Origin of the sequence: Lentibacter sp. (assembly GCF_965657785.1) — a bacterium.
Lineage (GTDB): Bacteria > Pseudomonadota > Alphaproteobacteria > Rhodobacterales > Rhodobacteraceae > Lentibacter.
In genome coordinates this window covers 172,963-189,585 of sequence record NZ_CBFHPP010000002.1, presented here as the reverse complement: position 1 = coordinate 189,585, position 16,623 = coordinate 172,963, and the positions used below count along the sequence as shown (strand labels likewise).

The window sequence follows — 16,623 nt, the reverse complement described above, 5'->3', positions numbered from 1 at the left end:
TAAACTGACGCGCGGAGGAGACCAAAATGTCAGGCTATGATGATCGTGACGGCAAAATCTGGATGGACGGCAAACTCGTCGAATGGCGCGATGCCAATGTCCATGTCCTGACCCATGCTTTGCACTACGCCAGCTCCGTCTTTGAAGGCGAGCGCTGCTACAACGGCAAAGTTTTTCTGTCGCGCAAACATTCCGAACGCCTGCACAAATCAGGCGAGCTGATGGATATGAAAATCCCCTATTCGATTGATGAAATCGAAGCCGCCAAACGCGCCGTGCTCGAGGCCAACGGCCTGACAGACGCTTACGTGCGCGTTGTCGCATGGCGTGGTGCGGGCGAAGACATGGGCGTCTCAGCCGCGCGCAACGCGGTCCGCATGGCCGTGGTCGCATGGGAATGGGGCAGCTATTATGGCGACGCCAAATTCAAAGGCGCAAAACTCGACATCGCCAAATGGAAGCGCCCCTCGCCAGAAACCATTCCAACCTCGGCCAAAGCCGCAGGTCTCTACATGATCTGCACCATGTCCAAACACGCCGCCGAGGCCAAAGGCTGCTCCGATGCGCTCTTCATGGACTATCGCGGCTATGTGGCCGAAGCGACAGGCGCCAATATCTTCTTCGTCAAAGACGGCGAAGTCCACACGCCCGACCCGGACGCGATCCTGAACGGCCTCACCCGCCAGACCGTGATCAAGATGCTGGAAGAGCGCGGCATAAAAGTTCACGTCCGCCACATCATGCCCGAAGAGCTGGCCGATTTTGAGCAATGCTGGCTCACAGGCTCCGCCGCCGAAGTCACCCCCGTGGGTCAGATCGGGGAGTATACCTTCGAGGTCGGCGCGCTCACCCGCGAAATCGCCGAAGCCTACGACGCCCTCGTGCGCAGCTAAGCCAGACACGCCCGCCCCCTCAGGCTCTTTTTCTTTCAAAAAATATCCTGGGGGAGCGCGAGGGGGCAAATCCCCCTCGCATCACTCGGATTGCGCACAGCGCAATTCGAAATCAGTAGTCCACCCCGCGTTGCGCCTTGATCCCTGCTTTATAGGGGTGCTTGACCTCCTCCATAACAGTTACCAAATCGGCATAATCAACAATCTCCTGTGGCGCGTTCCGCCCCGTCAGGATCACGCCTGTCTTGGGGCTGCGCGCCTCCAGCGCCGCAATCACAGGCGCAACAGCGATCTGATCATACCGCAGCGAAATATTGATCTCATCAAGCACAATCAGATCATATTCCCCGCTCTCCATCATCTGGCGTGCCTGAGCCAGCGCCGCTTCCGCTGCGGCAATATCACGGGCGCGGTCCTGGCTGTCCCAAGTGAAACCCTCGCCCATCATATGCCAGTCGACGCCACCAAGACGGTCAAAAAACTGCTTCTCCCCCGTGATCCATTTGCCTTTGACAAACTGAACCACGCCAACCCGCTGCTTCCAGCCAAGCGCACGGGTGATCACGCCAAACGCCGAGCTACTCTTGCCCTTGCCATTGCCCGTATGAACAAGAACAAGCCCCTTCTCGGGGTCTCTCAGCTCCTTTTGTTTGGCCTGATGCGCCGCCTGAACATCTTTCATTTTGGCGCGGTAGTCTTCTGCATCTGTCATTCGCTCATCCTCTTCTGTCCCCGACAGAAGCGCAGAAACAGCGCAGTGTTTCCAGCCAAATGAGCACGCAAACATCATAATCTAGGCATCATTTTGTCAGAGTTCCCTGACACGCTTCTCAGGTGTCTGACCCTGCAAGGAGGCTCTGCCTTTGAAAGAAAAACACCCTCCCCCAAAACAGATTAGGCGAGGCTTCGCGCTTTGGGTCGCCTGTCTCTTGCTGCTCTCTGCGGCCTTGACCCGTCAGCTCGGCGTCATGACCCCAAACACCATAGCAAGCCTGACAGCGCCCCCGCAGGTTACAATGTCTGCTCTGAGCGAGCGCCCGTAAAGCTGCGCTGAAGCTTGGCCATCCCGCCGATCCAGCGGTCATAATCGTCTACTTTGGCGCGAAGATATCCCGCCACCTTCGGGTGCGGCAAAATCAAAAAGCGCTCCGCCTCAACCCCGTCAAGCGCCGCGCGTGCCACAGCTTCTGCGCTCAAAACCCCGTCCAATGCGGCAGGGTGGTCTTGCGCACCACGGATCATATCCGTGTCCACCCCCTGAGGGCAGAGCACCGAAACTCTGATCCCCTCGTCGCGATGGCTGATTGCAAGATTTTCCGCAAAGCCGATCGCCGCGTGTTTTGTGGTGGAGTAGGACGCACTGCCAATCTGGCTCAGCAGCCCTGCCGCCGAGGCCGTCTGGAGGAAATATCCCCCACCTCGCGCTCGCATCAGGGGGATAAGGACAGCCGCCGCATGAATATGCGCCATCACATTGACATCCCAAGCGCGCTGCCACTCTTGCGCCGCAGCGCCCGCCGCATTGTCAAAGGTGAGCGCGCCCAGAACGCCTGCATTGGAGCAAAAAAGATCAATCGGCCCCGCCGTGGCTTCGATCTGTTCAATCGCGCCTCGAAGCGCTGCGGCGTCTGACACATCGCAAATATAGCTGCTATCCGCCCCCACAGATCGCACTGCGTCAGACAGATCAAGGGCGGCCACATGGACCGCCCCTCTGTCTTTTAGCGCGCTGACAAGGGCCGCGCCAATGCCCTTGGCCGCGCCTGTGACAACAGCAATCTTGCCCTCAATCCGCATCAGCCAGGCGACATCCCCCGCAGCCTTTCAGACCGGCGGCGAAGAAGTTCAAGCGTGGTCAGGAGCGCAATCGAGATCACAACCAAAATCGTCGCCACCGCAAGGATCGTCGGGCTGATCTGCTCGCGCAGACCCGTAAACATCTGCCACGGCAGCGTCTTCTGGCTCGCCGAGCCAACAAAGAGCACAACAACGACTTCGTCAAAGCTCGTGATAAAGGCAAACAAACCGCCCGAGATCACACCTGGCAAAATCAGCGGCATCTGCACGCGAAAGAATGTGGTCACAGGGTCAGCGCCCATATTGGCCGCCGCGCGGGTCAGCGAGCGGTCAAAGCCCACCAAAGTCGCAGTGACCGTGATGATCACAAACGGAATGCCCAAAACAGCGTGCGCAAGGATCACTTTGATATAACCAACAAGGTTCTTGTCCAGCCCGAGCGTGCCTTCCATCCAGTTGCCGATCTGGCTGTAGAAAAAGAACATCCCCGTCGCCGAAATGATCAGCGGAACAATCATCGGCGAGATCATAATCGCCATAATCGCGCGCCGCCCCGGCACGTGTGATTGCGAAAGCCCGATCGCCGCCAGCGTGCCCAGCGTCACAGAAATAACCGTCGCAATCGGCGCAATGATCAGCGAGTTCTTAAAGCTGCGCTGCCATTCGTTGTTGCTGAAAAAGTCCTGATAATGCTTGAGAGAATAGCCCGCAGGATCAAACCGCAGCATCTCTGGCGTAAAGGTAAAGAAGTTCTGCGCATTGAACGACAGCGGCAGAACAACAAGGATCGGCGTGATCAGGAAGATAAAGATGATCCCGCAAATCACACGGAAACCATAGTGCCAAAGCACCTGATACCACGTCAGATAAGGCGCAATATAGGAGCGGTAGCGCCCCTCATAAGCCCAATAAATCAACCAGCCCGCCACAGCGCCCAGCAAGCCGCCGATCACCGCAAGAGGAATCCCCCCCGCCGCAAAGCCAAGAACACCGCCCGCAACAAATGTCATGCCGCGGCCAAGGCGTTCGTTTCGAATCAAAGCGATATAGACAAACGCCAGCCCGATCATGAGCGCCGCACCGATCAAGACACCCATAGGGCCAGAGCCGTTCGCCGTGCCAAAGAAGAGTCCGAAGAAGGCGCCAAATCCGCCAGTGATCAGTGCAACAAGCCAGAATGGTTTGCGAGAAATAGGAGTGAGTGCTGCCATGGTCTTTACCCCAGTTTCACGTTGTCGATGCCAACGATCTTGTCGTAGGCCCAATAAAGAATGAGTACCGCTCCGAGAAGGATCGAGCCGAGTGCAGCCGCGAGTCCCCAGTTAAGCGATGTCGAAATGTGATAGGCGATCCGGTTCGAGATAAAGACGCCTTTGTTGCCGCCAACAATCTCGGGCGTGATGTAGTAACCAATCGCCAGAATAAACACGAGAATAGAGCCAGCCCCGATCCCCGGAATAGACTGCGGGAAATAGACCCGCCAGAAGGCCGTCCAGTTGGTCGCACCAAGGCTCTTGGCCGCGCGCAGATAGGTCGGCTGGATCGTCTGCATCACCGAATACATCGGCAAAATCATGAACGGCAGCAAGATATGCGTCATCGCAATGATCGTGCCGGTCGCGTTGTTGATAATGATAAGCCGATCATCGTCCGCCAAAAAGCCGAGCCAGACCAAGACGTCGTTGATGACACCCTGCTGTTGCAGCATCACTTTCCAAGCCGAGGTCCGCACAAGCAGCGAGGTCCAGAACGGCAGGAGCACAAGGATCATCAGCAAGTTGGCCGAGCGCGCAGGCAAGTTCGCCAAAATCCACGCCACAGGATAGCCAAGCAAAACACACATGGACGTAATCACAAGCGACATCCACATCGTCCGCCCAAACAGCTTGAGCAGCACGCGCTTGTCTTCGTCCTGTATCTGCGCGCCATCAGGCGTGCGCTTCATATCCACAGCATTGAGGAAATACCCGTTGGTGTATTTCACAGAATGCGCCTTCATGATCTGCCATGTCTCGGCATCCGCCCAATCTTTGTCGATCTCGGCGAAAGTGGACTTAAACACGGGTGGCGCAAAGGCGCTCTTGGCCTCGGCCAGCGCCCGAAGCTTATCGGCCTGTGGCCCTGCATAAGCGCTGACATCAGCGGTTTGCAGATCCTGTATCAAAGCAGGATAGACAGACTCCCAAGGCTTGTCGCCCGCCAGCTCCTCTGCCGAATAAGGCTCTTCTCCCGGGCGGCGGCTGGCTTCGTCCACAAGCCATGTGAAATTCGCAAATGTGGTATAAGCCTCTGCCGTCTTGGGCAAAAGCGCCACAATCTCGGCCGAAGGCGCAAAGCCGTTGGCTGCATTCAGCGTGGTTGATTCAAGCCGTGAAATACGGCCCACAACCGCCTCGGCAAAAGCGGTGTCGCGCGTGGCGCCCTCGCCTCCCGACATCAAGTCATACCAGACATCCGCGTCGCCCCAGCTTCGGTCCACAGCTTTCAGCTCTTTGAGATAGTCTTTGCCAAGGTCGTCAAGCGCACGGCCCGACTTACGGAACAGCGATGAAAACCCGCTTTCCTCATAGTTAAACCGCGAGCCAAGGCGCGTGTGTTGCTTCGCCTCCGCGGCGAGAAACATATCATAATAAAGCGCCTCAAACAGAGACTCAGGCGGAAGCGCCTCGCCTTCGGGCTGCCATTTGGCAAGCTCGGCCACAGTATAAGGAATCGTGTTGTCCACAATGCGGTTGTCCACAGAGCGAAACAGCATGGACACAATCGGAATGATAAATGAGATCAGCACAAAAATAAGCAGCGGCGCAATCAGCATGAGCGCGCGGGTTTTTTCAACCCTGAGCGCCCGCGCCAGGCTCTTTTTGAGCGGCGTGCCGTCTGCGGCCAGCACTGGCCCGTTTGTCTTTGTCTGGCTCATGTTTGTCCCCGTTTGGTATCGGTCGTTGATCGCGTTTAAGGTCTTTTTGCCTCATGCGTTTTGAATATGGCCCGCTGCGGGCCGCATACAAAACGTGAAGGAAGAGGGAGGCCCGCAAAGGCCCCCCTCAAACTCATCGCTTATTTCGCAAGCCAAGCTTGGAATTTCGCGTCCAGATCGTCACGGTTGTCTGCCCACCAGCTGTAGTCATAGAGGTGAACGTTTGCCGCGTTGGCTGGGTCTGTTGGCATATGTGGTGCCATTTCGATACCGAGCGTTGCGTGCTTGCCTACGAGCGGCGCAGAAGACTTACGCGCAGGGCCGTAGGAGATGTATTTCGCTTGGTCAGCAAGGCGCTGTGTGTCTGTCGCAAAATAGACATAGTCCAAAGCACGTGCCTGACGCTCGGGCGAAAGACCCGCTGGGATGATCCAACCGTCAAGGTCAAATGACTGCATATCCCAGAGCATACCAATCGGCTGGTTTTGCTCGGCAATCGCCGAGAAGAGACGGCCGTTGAACGTGGAGCCGAACACTACTTCGCCATCGGCGAGAAGCTGTGGTGTTTCCGCGCCCGCTGTCCACCAGACAACGTTTGATTTGATGGTGTCGAGCTTGGCAAGCGCCTGCTCTACGCCTTCGTCTGTGCCCAGAACGTCATAGATCGCGTCCTTTGCAACGCCGTCGCAATAGAGAGCCCATTCCATGTTGTCGATTGGGCGCTTCTGAAGCGAGCGCTTGCCTGGGTAGGCTTCCAGATCAAAGATATCGCAAACGCTTGTTGGCGCTGTGTCGCCGACCATGTCTGTGCGATAGCCGAATGTTGTCGAGTAAACGATCTGCGGAATGAAGCAATCGCTGACCAAAAGGTCGCCGAAGTCTTCGCTGGCAGGTGTTCCATCAGGCGCTGGCGCGAGCATATTGTCAAAGTCGATTTCCAGCGCGAGGCCTTCGTCGCAGAGGCGCATGGCGTCCGACGCAACAACGTCAACCACATCCCATGTGATGTTGTTGGCTTCGTTCATGGCACGCAGCTTGGCGACCGCTTCGGCTGAGCTGTCATCGCTGATGATGTTGACGCCGGTCTTTTCCATGTAAGGCTTGTGATACGCGTTCATTTGCGAGTCAGTATAAGCGCCGCCCCATGACACGATGGTCATTTCGTCAGCCATATCCGCCGCACCGGAAACGCCAGCAACCATTGTCAATGCTGTTGTCGCCATAAGTGTCTTGGTGAATTTCATTCGTATTCTCCCGTTGTTGCCCGTTTTAACTTTTGTGGAGAGGCCTTTTGGGCTTTCAGCCAAACCACATTCAATCAACGCGCCCCAACAAAGGGGCACGCGATATTCTCAGGCTGCGTTACGCATCAAGCGCGCGGCAGTCTTGCGGCAGCCAGCCGATTTCAATCTGCTGACCCGGTTGCAAACGCGTCTGGTCGGGCGCGTTGCGTGACTTGATGATGAACTCGTCGTTCCCCGCCACACGAAGCCGCGTGCGGAAAATGTCACCCATATAAATGAATTCGAGCACTTCCGCCTTCAGCGTATGCGCCCCCTTCTTCAAGCGCGTCTTGTCAAACTCGACCCGCTCAGGGCGGATCGAAACAGTCGTGCGGTCGCCCACCTTGCTCACATTGACAGGCATCGCATCAATCTCTTCGCCGCTGTCAAGCTGCACAACGCACGCATCACCACTGATCTGCTTCACCACGCCATGCAGCGTATTATTCTCGCCGATAAACTGCGCCACAAAGCTGTTCTGCGGGTTTTCATATAGCTCCGCCGGCGGCGCAATCTGCTGGATCCGCCCGTCATCAAACACAGCCACACGGTCCGACATTGTCAAGGCCTCGGTCTGGTCATGCGTCACATAAACAGTGGTAATCCCGAGGTTATGCGCCAGATGGGTGATCTCAAACTGCATCTTCTCCCGAAGCTGCTTATCAAGCGCCCCGAGCGGCTCGTCCATAAGCACAAGCTCGGGCTCAAACACAAGCGCCCGCGCCAAAGCAACACGCTGCTGCTGACCGCCCGAAAGCTGCGCCGGACGGCGCCCGCCAAAGCTGCCCATCTCGACCATGTCCAAAGCACGCTTCACTTTGGCTTCACGCTCGGATTTGCCAATCTTGCGGACCTCAAGCGGAAACGCGAGGTTCTCGGCAATCGTCATATGCGGGAAAAGCGCGTAGTTCTGAAACACCATACCAATGCCGCGCTTGTGCGGCGGAATGTTGTTGATACTCACACCGTCAATCTTGATCTCGCCATGCGTCGCGGTTTCAAAGCCGGCAAGCATCATAAGGCAAGTCGTCTTGCCCGAGCCTGACGGCCCAAGCATTGTCAGAAACTCGCCTTTGGGCAGTGTCAGATTAAGGTCTTTTACAACAAGCGTCTCGCCGTCGTAACTCTTCTGAACACGTTCGAACGCTACGAACGCATCTTCATTATGCGTGTTGGCCAAAAATCGGCTCCCCGTCGTTTTCCTGTGGCTTGAACCACTTATCGCGTTACATCTAACCTCATGACGATGGTATCATGCAACAGTCTAACCAAGAATTTTTTTATGAGGCCTCCGAGCAGGATAATTGGTCAGAAAGCGCACAAAATGTCCGCTTTTGCGCCAGTTTATTTTTCTTAAGCCCCTTTTGTTGCAAGATTATGTCGCAGTTGCAGCAAAGTTAACGCGTGAACAAGCGGGGAATCATACGCCCAAATGTCGCAAACCGCCAAATCAAGGCGTTTTACCTTCTAGACCAGATCCTCCCTTTCGCCGCTCATAGGCGAAACAAAAATCAAACTGAGCCAAACTGATGAATTTCCACAGAACCCCCTTTTCCGAAGTCGAATATGCCGCTCGCCTGACCAAAACACGCCTCGCCATGGAAGCCGCAGGCATCGACCTGCTCTATGTGCAAGACCCCTCCAATATGGCGTGGCTCACAGGCTATGACGGCTGGTCGTTTTATGTCCATCAAGGCGTCATCATAACCCATGACAGCGCGCCCCATTGGTGGGGCCGCCGTCAGGACGCCAACGGCGCGCTCCGCACCGTCTGGATGGAAGACAGCCATATCCACGGCTACGCCGACCACTTCGTGCAGTCGACAACACGCCACCCCATGCAAGACCTCGCCGAGCGCATCAAATCTATCGGCAAGGAAGATGTGCGCATCGGCGTCGAAATGGACAATTACTATTTCTCCGCCAAAGCCTTCCAGACCCTGCTCACAGAGCTGCCCAACGCGCAGTTCCTTGACGCCACAGCGCTGGTCAACTGGCAGCGCACCGTGAAGTCCGAAGAAGAGCTGGTCTTCATGCGCCGCGCCGCGCGCATCAGCGAAAAAGTCGTCGATGGCCTCCTTGAGCGCGTCGAAGTCGGCATCCCCAAGAACGAGGTCGTCGCCGATCTCCAGCGCGATCTGATCCTCGGTGCCGATGGCCACTGGGGCGATTATGCCGCCATTGTGCCGCTCCTGCCCTCAGGCTCCGACGCCGCCGCGCCCCACCTCACATGGGATGGCCGCCCCTTCCAGAAGGGCGAGGCGACCTTCTTTGAAATTTCGGGCTGCTACCGCCGCTATCACGCCCCCTTCTGCCGCACGATCTTCCTTGGCGAGCCAAGCGATTTTCTCAAGCGCGCCGAGGCCGCTCTGGTCGAAGGCCTTGAAGCGGGCCTTGAAAAGGCGCGCGCCGGCAACCGCGCCTGCGATATCGCCAATGCCCTCGCCGCGCCACTTGAGGCCGCAGGGATCGAGCGTGGCGCGCGCTGTGGCTACCCCATTGGCCTTTCCTACCCGCCCGACTGGGGCGAGCGCACAATCTCCCTGCGCGCCGAGGACGAAACCGTGCTTGAGCCTGGCATGACCTTCCACTTCATGCCAGGCCTCTGGATGGACGATTGGGGCATGGAAATCACCGAGACAATTCTGATCCGCGACGAAGGCCCCGCCGAAGCGCTCTGTGATCGTCCTCGCAAGATGTTCGTCAAACCATGAGCAGCCTCGCCCGCACCGTCGACATATTGGAAAAGCTCATCGCTTTTCCAACCATCTCCCCTGAGAGCAATCTCGCGATGATCGCCTTCATGGCCGATCATCTCGGTCAGCTCGGCGCGCGGGTGAGCACCTTCACCTCGCCCTGCGGCACCAAAGCCAATCTCTTCGCAACCCTCGGCCCCGAGGGCGACGGTGGCATTGTGCTTTCGGGTCATTCCGATGTCGTCCCCGTCGCCGACCAAGATTGGACATCCGACCCCTTCACCCTCACAGACCGCGACGGCCTGCTCTTTGGCCGTGGCACCTGTGACATGAAAGGCTTTATCGCCGCGACGCTTGCCATGGCCGAAGATTACGCAGCACTTGATCTGGCGCGCCCCGTCCACTTCGCCTTCACCCATGACGAAGAAACAGGCTGCATCGGCGCGCAAGCCTTGGTCGAGGAACTGAAGGCCCAAGGCCTCAAGCCCGCCATCGCCATCATTGGCGAACCCACAGAAATGCGCATCATCGAAGGCCACAAAGGCTGTTGCGAATACACCACCCGTTTCACAGGCCTTGAAGGCCATGGCAGCCAGCCCGCGCGCGGGGTGAATGCCGCCGAATATGCGGTGCGCTACGTCAGCAAGCTGATGGAGCTGCGCCACGATCTTATGGCGCGCGCCCCCGAAGGCAGCCGCTTTGAGCCGCCCTATACAACCGTGAATATCGGCCGTCTCACGGGCGGCGTGGCCCATAACGTGATCGTCGGCAAAGCCGAAGTCGATTGGGAGTTTCGCCCCGTTCAGGACAGCGATTACCACTTTGTGCACAAAGAGCTGGACAGCTACACAAACGACGTTTTGCTCCCCGCCATGCGCGTGGTGCATCCGGCGGCAAACATCGAAGTCGAGACCATGGGGGAGGTTGCTGGCCTCATGCCAATGGAAGACAACGAAGCCCGCGACCTCTGCGCCGCGCTCACAGGCGGCAACGGGGTTGATGTGGTGGCCTTCGGCACAGAAGCGGGCCTCTTTCAACAGCTCGGGTTGTCCGCCGTGGTCTGCGGCCCGGGCAGCATCGAACAAGCCCACAAACCCGACGAGTTTATCGCCCCCGATCAGCTTGAGGCTTGCCTCGCCATGCTCAAGGGCCTCAGCCGCAAGCTCATAGCCTGACAGGCAGCGCACGCACCGTTATTTAATTTTCGCCTAATAATTGGCGCAACAGGGGGGTGCACGCATGGTGCACGCTTTGTGCACACATATCACCCCCCTGGAATCAGCCTCTATAAGCGCCGTTAACCATGCTGAACGCAGCTCGAAAAACCGCTTTTTCTTTCCCGAAATATCCCGGGGGGATGTTTCAAAAACCGCAGGGTTTTTGAAACTGGGGGGCAGAGCCCCCCAATGGGTCGCCTGCGCCAGCAGGCGAGACCCCTAGCTCATCGCCTTGAAAAGACCGGCTTTTTTAACGTTCTCATAGCCCTCGTCCAGCGCCTTGCGCGCCCGCAGAATCAACGTATCAATCTCGGCTTTCGTAATCACAAGCGGCGGAGAAATCACCATCCGGTCCCCGACATGACGCATGATCAGATTATTGGCAAAACACCGCTCCCGCACCATAAACCCAACCGTCCCCACATCCACCGCAAACTTCGCCCGCGTCGTCTTGTCAGGCGTCAAAGCCAGTGATCCCATCATCCCCACAACCTTGACTTCACCAACCATCGGATGGTCGCCAAGGCTCTCGAATTTCTCTTTTAAATAAGGCGCAAGCTCTTCAGCTGCGTGGCTCACGATGCCCTCTTCGTCAAGGATCCGCAGGTTCTCCAGCGCCACGGCACAGGCCACAGGGTGGCCCGAATAGGTATAGCCATGGTTAAACTCACAGGCCCCCAATACAGCGGCCACTTTGTCGTTCACAATACTCGCCGAGATCGGCGCATACCCAGAGCTAAGCCCCTTTGCCACGGTCATAATATCAGGCTTGATTCCCATCGTTTGCGAGCCAAACCAGTTCCCCGTGCGGCCAAATCCGCAGATCACCTCATCGGCAATCAGAAGGATACCGTATTTGTCACAAATACGCTGGATTTCGGGCCAATATGTCGACGGCGGAACAATCACACCGCCAGCGCCCTGCACAGGCTCGCCGATAAAGGCCGCGACTTTATCTTCACCCAATTCAAGGATCGCCGTCTCAAGCTGTTGGGCGCGCTCAAGCCCAAAATCTTCAGGGCTCATATCGCCGCCCTCGGCCCACCAGTTCGGCTGGTCGATATGGTGGATATCAGGGATCATCCCGCTCTGCGCGTGCATTCCTGACATTCCACCCAAAGCCGATGAGGCCACAGACGAGCCGTGATACGCATTTTTGCGAGATATGATCACAGTCTTCTCGGGTTGGCCCTTTTCCTGCCAATAGGTGCGCACAATACGGATGTTTGTATCATTCGCTTCCGAGCCCGAATTGGCAAAGAAAACATGGTTCAGATCATAGGGCGTCAGCTCTGCCAAACGCTCGGCCAAAGCAATCGCAGGCACATGGGTCGTTTGAAAAAACGTGTTATAATATGGCAGTTCTCGCATCTGGCGGCTTGAGACCTCGGCCAATTCGTCGCGCCCATAGCCAATATTCACACACCATAACCCCGCCATCGCATCAAGGATCTCGTTGCCCTCGCTGTCTGTCAGCGTCACGCCCTTGGCGCGGGTAATGACGCGCGCGCCCTTCTTCTCAAGCTCGTCATTGGTTGTGAACGGGTGCATGTGATGTGCCGCGTCAAGGCGCTGCAGCTCTTCTGTTGGCATATGGTTGGTGATCTGTGTCATATCAAACTCCCAGAGGCGCGGGCGTGCCTACGCGATCAATTTTATCTCCGTCAGAATATGATCAAATTATTTCCTGTCAATCTCTTGTGGTTTCGCAGAGCGCCCGCCGCACCTGCTCCATGCCTTGAATCACATCTTCCCGCATTGCTTTGGCCGCAGCCTGCGCATCGCCGGCGCGCATCGCGCTCAGTGCCTCATGGTGTTGATCAGGGAGATTCTGGGTGCCCACCCGCCCGCAAACCACGCGCAAACTTGGCCCAAATCTTAGCCAAAGCCCGTCTGCCAGTGCTGAAAGAATAGGCGCATCCGCCATCGAATAGAGCCGCGCATGGAAGCGATAATTCTGCTCAAGATAGTTTCGCACATCCCCCTGCGCAATCGCGAGATCCAGCGCATCGTCGATCAAGGTCAGCTCCTCAATGCCCTCGTCTGTCGCCCGCTCGGTGGCCCGCACGGTGAGCTGCGGTTCAATAGCCTGACGTGCAAAAATGAGCTCGTTCACGTGCCCAACACTCAGCACAGGCACGACAACACGCCTGTTTCCCAAGAACTCAAGCGCTCCTTCCGCCGTTAGCCGGCGAATGGCTTCCCGCACAGGCGTCATCCCTGCGCCAAGCGTGTTGCATATGCCCTGAATGGTCACGGCCTGTCCCGGTGCCAGCTCGCCAAACAAAAGCAAATCGCGCATCTGGCGATAAACTTTTTCATGTGCCGGCAGGTCTGCCGAAGACTGCGCTGGATAGGCTGCAAAACTCACCAGATTGGCCGAGTGGGCGGGGTCTTGCGTCATAGTCTATCCTTCCGAATCTCTTGCATTTTGCCGCTCATCGTGCAGGCATCATAATTGAAATGTTGCCAAGACAGTCAAAACTTGATCAAATATTTCGTCAAGGGGAATGACCTCGCAAACAGGGAGAAACCAAACATGAAAACCTATCTGCTTTCAGCAGCAGCCTCACTCGCGCTCGTCGCAGGCATGGCCTCAGCCGAAGAAGTGCGCGTCTACAACTGGTCTGATTATATCGATGAAGAGCTGCTCGCCAAATTCGAAGAAGAAACCGGCATCAAGCTCATCTACGACGTGTTTGACTCAAACGAAGTGCTCGAAACCAAAATGCTCGCAGGCGGCTCTGGCTATGATGTTGTTGTGCCGTCGGGCACGTTCCTGCAGCGTCAGATCTCTGCAGGCGCGTTCCAGAAGCTCGACACCTCCAAGCTCAGCAACAAAGGCAATATGTGGGATGCAATCGAAGCCCGCACCGCAAAATACGACCCCGACAACGCCTATTCGATCAACTATATGTGGGGCACAACGGGCCTTGGCGTAAACGTTAACAAGGTCAAGGAAATTCTCGGAGAGGATGCGCCGGTCGGCTCACTGGATCTGGTGTTCAATCCAGCCAATATGGAAAAGCTCGCCTCATGCGGCGTGCATTTTCTTGATGCGCCCGCCGAGATGATCCCAGCCGCGCTGGCCTATATCGGCGAAGACCCCGACAGCCAGGACCCCGACGTTATTGGCAAAACAGAAGCCGTGCTGACCGCCATCGCGCCGCACGTGCAGAAGTTCCACAGCTCCGAATATATCAACGCCCTCGCCAACGGCGATATCTGCGTGGCCTTCGGCTGGTCAGGCGACATTCTTCAAGCGCGTGACCGCGCAGCAGAAGCCGAGAACGGTGTCGAAATCGCCTATAACGCTCCCAAAGAGGGCGCGCTGATGTGGTTTGACCAAATGGCTATTCCAATTGATGCCCCAAACGTCGACGGAGCGCATAAGTTCCTCGACTTCATCATGAACGCCGAGAACATGGCCGCCGCGTCAAACTATGTCTATTACGCCAACGGCAACTTGGCCTCACAGCCTATGCTCGAGGAAGACGTGATCGGCGATACAGCGATCTACCCTGATGCGGCAACACTGGAGAAGCTCTACACAACCTCTCCTTATGACGCAAAAGTCCAGCGTGTCGTCACACGTCTCTGGACAAAAATCAAATCAGGCACATAAGCCCGAACACAGCCCGCAAACTCCGGTTTGCGGGCTTTTTAAACTTCTAGGGATACGCATGGCACAGACAGTTTTCGCACCTTGGCTCGACGCGGACGAAAAGCCGCTCATCGAATTTAAAAATGTCACCAAGCGCTTTGGTGATTTCGTCGCCATCGACAACCTCACACAGAATATTTACGCCAAGGAATTCTTTGCGCTGCTCGGCCCGTCAGGCTGCGGAAAGACGACAATGATGCGGATGCTCGGCGGCTTTGAGACCCCGACAGAAGGCCAGATCCTGATTGCAGGACAAGACATGGCAGGCGTGCCGCCCAACAAGCGCGCCGTGAACATGATGTTCCAGTCCTATGCGCTTTTCCCGCACCTGTCGGTCGCAGAAAATATTGCTTTCGGCCTAAAGCGCGAAGGCAAACCCAAGCCTGAAATAGACGCGCGCGTCGAAGAGATGCTCCGCCTCACGCGGCTCACCAAATTCGCCAAGCGCAAGCCCCACCAGATTTCGGGGGGCCAGCGTCAGCGCGTGGCCCTCGCCCGCTCTCTCGCCAAAGCGCCCAAGCTTTTGCTTCTGGACGAACCGCTCGGTGCGCTCGATAAAAAGCTGCGTCAAGACACCCAGTTTGAGCTGATGGATATTCAGGAAAAGACCGGCACAACCTTTGTCATCGTGACCCACGATCAGGAGGAGGCCATGACTGTCGCCTCACGCGTGGCCGTGATGGACGAAGGCCAAATCATTCAGGTCGCCACCCCTGCCGATATCTATGAGCGGCCCAATTCGGTTTATGTCGCCGATTTCATCGGTGATGTGAACATCCTCAACGGCCATGCCACCCGCGCCAGCGACGGCTACGACATTACCTATGCGGAAGGCAAAGCGCCGCTGCACGCCAAGACAACAAATGATCTGGGTGAAAACAGCAAATGCGCCTTGGCGATCCGCCCCGAGAAAGTCTCGATCACGGCGCAGAAACCCGCCAAAATGACCAATACGATCAAAGGCAAAATCATAGATATCGCCTATCTTGGCAATCTGTCGACCTACCATGTCGAAATCGAAGGCGGCCACATGATCAAAGCCCAGACAGCCAATACCACAAGGCTGGAGCGTCGCAGCTTCACTTGGGAAGACAGCGTCTGGCTCAGCTGGACCGACACAGCCGCCATCGTGCTGGAGGGCTAAGCCATGCGCCGCTTTACCCTGATTTCTGTGCCCTATGTCTGGCTCGCGGTGCTCTTCCTCGTGCCCTTCGTTATCGTGTTCAAAATTAGCCTATCAGACACAGCCCTTGCCATTCCGCCCTACACACCCACGCTTGATGTCTCGTCTGGCTGGAGCGGGATACGAGCATTCTTCGCCAATCTTGATTTCGAGAACTTCATCTTCCTCACCACAGATGATCTTTACTGGAAAGCCTATCTCTCCAGCTTACAAATCGCAGCGCTTTCAACCCTGCTGACGCTCCTTGTCGGCTATCCTATCGCCTACGCCATGGCACAGGCCCCCGACGAGTGGCGCCCGACCCTGATGATGCTGGTGATCCTGCCGTTCTGGACCTCATTCCTGATCCGTGTTTATGCTTGGATGGGTATTCTCTCCAACGAAGGCTTCCTGAACCAGTTTCTTCTCTGGACAGGCATTATCTCCGAACCGCTCACGATCCTGAACACCAACACTGCCGTCTATATCGGCATCGTCTATACCTACCTGCCCTTCATGATCCTGCCAATCTACGCCGCTTTGGAGAAACTCGACTCCTCTCTTCTGGAGGCCGCAGAAGACCTTGGCTGTTCGCGCCTCACTGCGTTTTGGCTTGTGACAATACCGCTGTCCAAACAAGGGATCATCGCAGGCTGCTTCCTTGTCTTCATTCCCGCGCTTGGCGAGTTTGTCATCCCGTCGTTGCTCGGTGGATCGCAAACCCTGATGATCGGCAAGGTCTTGTTTGAGGAGTTTTTCTCCAACCGCGACTGGCCGGTCGCCTCTGCTGTTGCAGTGATCCTGCTGCTGATCCTGATCATCCCGATCGTGCTGTTCCAGCGCAACGAACAAAAGCAACGGGAGGCCGAGGGACAATGAATATATTCAAAGGTTGCTTTGCAAGGGTTTCGGATTTCGCTTCGCTCAATCCGACCGAAGCGGGGGACGCTGTCCCCCGCACCCCCTGGGATATTTTTAGAAAGAAAAAAGACAC

14 protein-coding genes are annotated in these 16,623 nt (G+C 56.6%); 6 read left to right on the top strand and 8 right to left on the bottom strand.

Going from position 1 to position 16,623, the window contains the following annotated elements; all coding sequences use genetic code 11:
• Positions 1-26: 26 nt before the first annotated feature.
• Entirely contained in the window at positions 27-893 is an 867-nt protein-coding gene (locus ACTF58_RS02120; protein ID WP_438990308.1) for a branched-chain amino acid aminotransferase, read from the top strand.
• 112 nt (positions 894-1,005) lie between these two features.
• Here ACTF58_RS02120 and cobO read toward each other — a convergent pair whose 3' ends face one another.
• The 6 genes from cobO to ACTF58_RS02090 form a co-directional block, all read right to left on the bottom strand.
• The gene (gene cobO, locus ACTF58_RS02115) at positions 1,006-1,605 is read right to left on the bottom strand and encodes a cob(I)yrinic acid a,c-diamide adenosyltransferase (RefSeq protein ID WP_438990307.1); all 600 of its coding nucleotides are present in this window, start codon (positions 1,603-1,605) and stop codon (positions 1,006-1,008) included.
• A gap of 299 nt (positions 1,606-1,904) precedes the next feature.
• A complete protein-coding gene (locus ACTF58_RS02110; RefSeq protein ID WP_438990306.1) occupies positions 1,905-2,690 on the bottom strand; it encodes an SDR family oxidoreductase in 786 nt (261 codons plus the stop codon).
• On the bottom strand, positions 2,690-3,901 hold the full coding sequence (locus ACTF58_RS02105) for an ABC transporter permease (protein ID WP_438990305.1): 1,212 nt from the start codon (positions 3,899-3,901) through the stop codon (positions 2,690-2,692). The genes ACTF58_RS02110 and ACTF58_RS02105 overlap by 1 nt, the downstream gene beginning before the upstream one ends.
• Positions 3,902-3,906: 5 nt before the next feature.
• On the bottom strand, positions 3,907-5,607 hold the full coding sequence (locus tag ACTF58_RS02100) for an ABC transporter permease (protein WP_438990304.1): 1,701 nt from the start codon (positions 5,605-5,607) through the stop codon (positions 3,907-3,909).
• 140 nt (positions 5,608-5,747) lie between these two features.
• Complete coding sequence (locus tag ACTF58_RS02095; protein ID WP_438990303.1) at positions 5,748-6,851, bottom strand: extracellular solute-binding protein; 1,104 nt, start codon at positions 6,849-6,851, stop codon at positions 5,748-5,750.
• A 118-nt stretch (positions 6,852-6,969) separates the two neighbouring features.
• Positions 6,970-8,070, bottom strand: a complete 1,101-nt coding sequence (locus ACTF58_RS02090; protein ID WP_438990302.1) for an ABC transporter ATP-binding protein — start codon at positions 8,068-8,070, stop codon at positions 6,970-6,972.
• 349 nt (positions 8,071-8,419) lie between these two features.
• Between ACTF58_RS02090 and ACTF58_RS02085 the strand changes: the two genes are divergently transcribed.
• On the top strand, positions 8,420-9,604 hold the full coding sequence (locus ACTF58_RS02085; protein ID WP_438990301.1) for a M24 family metallopeptidase: 1,185 nt from the start codon (positions 8,420-8,422) through the stop codon (positions 9,602-9,604).
• Positions 9,601-10,761: an acetylornithine deacetylase gene (gene argE, locus ACTF58_RS02080; protein WP_438990300.1), complete on the top strand. Its 1,161-nt coding sequence runs from the start codon at positions 9,601-9,603 to the stop codon at positions 10,759-10,761. The genes ACTF58_RS02085 and argE overlap by 4 nt, the downstream gene beginning before the upstream one ends.
• Positions 10,762-11,022: 261 nt before the next feature.
• On the opposite strand, the gene ACTF58_RS02075 is transcribed toward argE, so the two are convergent.
• Both ACTF58_RS02075 and ACTF58_RS02070 read right to left on the bottom strand, forming a co-directional pair.
• The gene (locus tag ACTF58_RS02075; protein WP_438990299.1) at positions 11,023-12,417 is read right to left on the bottom strand and encodes an aspartate aminotransferase family protein; all 1,395 of its coding nucleotides are present in this window, start codon (positions 12,415-12,417) and stop codon (positions 11,023-11,025) included.
• Between the two features lie 76 nt (positions 12,418-12,493).
• Positions 12,494-13,207 carry a GntR family transcriptional regulator gene (locus ACTF58_RS02070; protein WP_438990298.1) on the bottom strand — a complete coding sequence of 238 codons (714 nt, stop codon included), beginning with the start codon at positions 13,205-13,207 and terminating at the stop codon, positions 12,494-12,496.
• A gap of 135 nt (positions 13,208-13,342) precedes the next feature.
• Here ACTF58_RS02070 and ACTF58_RS02065 point away from each other — a divergent pair, with 135 nt between their 5' ends.
• The 3 genes from ACTF58_RS02065 to ACTF58_RS02055 are packed head-to-tail and all read left to right on the top strand — an operon-like array spanning position 13,343 to position 16,508.
• Positions 13,343-14,428, top strand: coding sequence for a polyamine ABC transporter substrate-binding protein (locus ACTF58_RS02065; RefSeq protein ID WP_438990297.1), 1,086 nt, complete (start codon positions 13,343-13,345; stop codon positions 14,426-14,428).
• Between the two features lie 58 nt (positions 14,429-14,486).
• On the top strand, positions 14,487-15,611 hold the full coding sequence (locus tag ACTF58_RS02060; RefSeq protein WP_438990296.1) for an ABC transporter ATP-binding protein: 1,125 nt from the start codon (positions 14,487-14,489) through the stop codon (positions 15,609-15,611).
• Between the two features lie 3 nt (positions 15,612-15,614).
• The gene (locus tag ACTF58_RS02055; protein ID WP_438990295.1) at positions 15,615-16,508 is read left to right on the top strand and encodes an ABC transporter permease subunit; all 894 of its coding nucleotides are present in this window, start codon (positions 15,615-15,617) and stop codon (positions 16,506-16,508) included.
• Positions 16,509-16,623: the final 115 nt, after the last annotated feature.

Bases quoted from the DNA above. Each gene is read 5' to 3' on its own strand.
- ACTF58_RS02120 (WP_438990308.1), top strand. From the start codon at position 27: ATGTCAGGCTATGATGATCGTGACGGCAAAATCTGGATGGACGGCAAA.
- cobO (WP_438990307.1), bottom strand. From the start codon at position 1,605: ATGACAGATGCAGAAGACTACCGCGCCAAAATGAAAGATGTTCAGGCG.
- ACTF58_RS02110 (WP_438990306.1), bottom strand. From the start codon at position 2,690: ATGCGGATTGAGGGCAAGATTGCTGTTGTCACAGGCGCGGCCAAGGGC.
- ACTF58_RS02105 (WP_438990305.1), bottom strand. From the start codon at position 3,901: ATGGCAGCACTCACTCCTATTTCTCGCAAACCATTCTGGCTTGTTGCA.
- ACTF58_RS02100 (WP_438990304.1), bottom strand. From the start codon at position 5,607: ATGAGCCAGACAAAGACAAACGGGCCAGTGCTGGCCGCAGACGGCACG.
- ACTF58_RS02095 (WP_438990303.1), bottom strand. From the start codon at position 6,851: ATGAAATTCACCAAGACACTTATGGCGACAACAGCATTGACAATGGTT.
- ACTF58_RS02085 (WP_438990301.1), top strand. From the start codon at position 8,420: ATGAATTTCCACAGAACCCCCTTTTCCGAAGTCGAATATGCCGCTCGC.
- argE (WP_438990300.1), top strand. From the start codon at position 9,601: ATGAGCAGCCTCGCCCGCACCGTCGACATATTGGAAAAGCTCATCGCT.
- ACTF58_RS02075 (WP_438990299.1), bottom strand. From the start codon at position 12,417: ATGACACAGATCACCAACCATATGCCAACAGAAGAGCTGCAGCGCCTT.
- ACTF58_RS02070 (WP_438990298.1), bottom strand. From the start codon at position 13,207: ATGACGCAAGACCCCGCCCACTCGGCCAATCTGGTGAGTTTTGCAGCC.
- ACTF58_RS02065 (WP_438990297.1), top strand. From the start codon at position 13,343: ATGAAAACCTATCTGCTTTCAGCAGCAGCCTCACTCGCGCTCGTCGCA.
- ACTF58_RS02060 (WP_438990296.1), top strand. From the start codon at position 14,487: ATGGCACAGACAGTTTTCGCACCTTGGCTCGACGCGGACGAAAAGCCG.
- ACTF58_RS02055 (WP_438990295.1), top strand. From the start codon at position 15,615: ATGCGCCGCTTTACCCTGATTTCTGTGCCCTATGTCTGGCTCGCGGTG.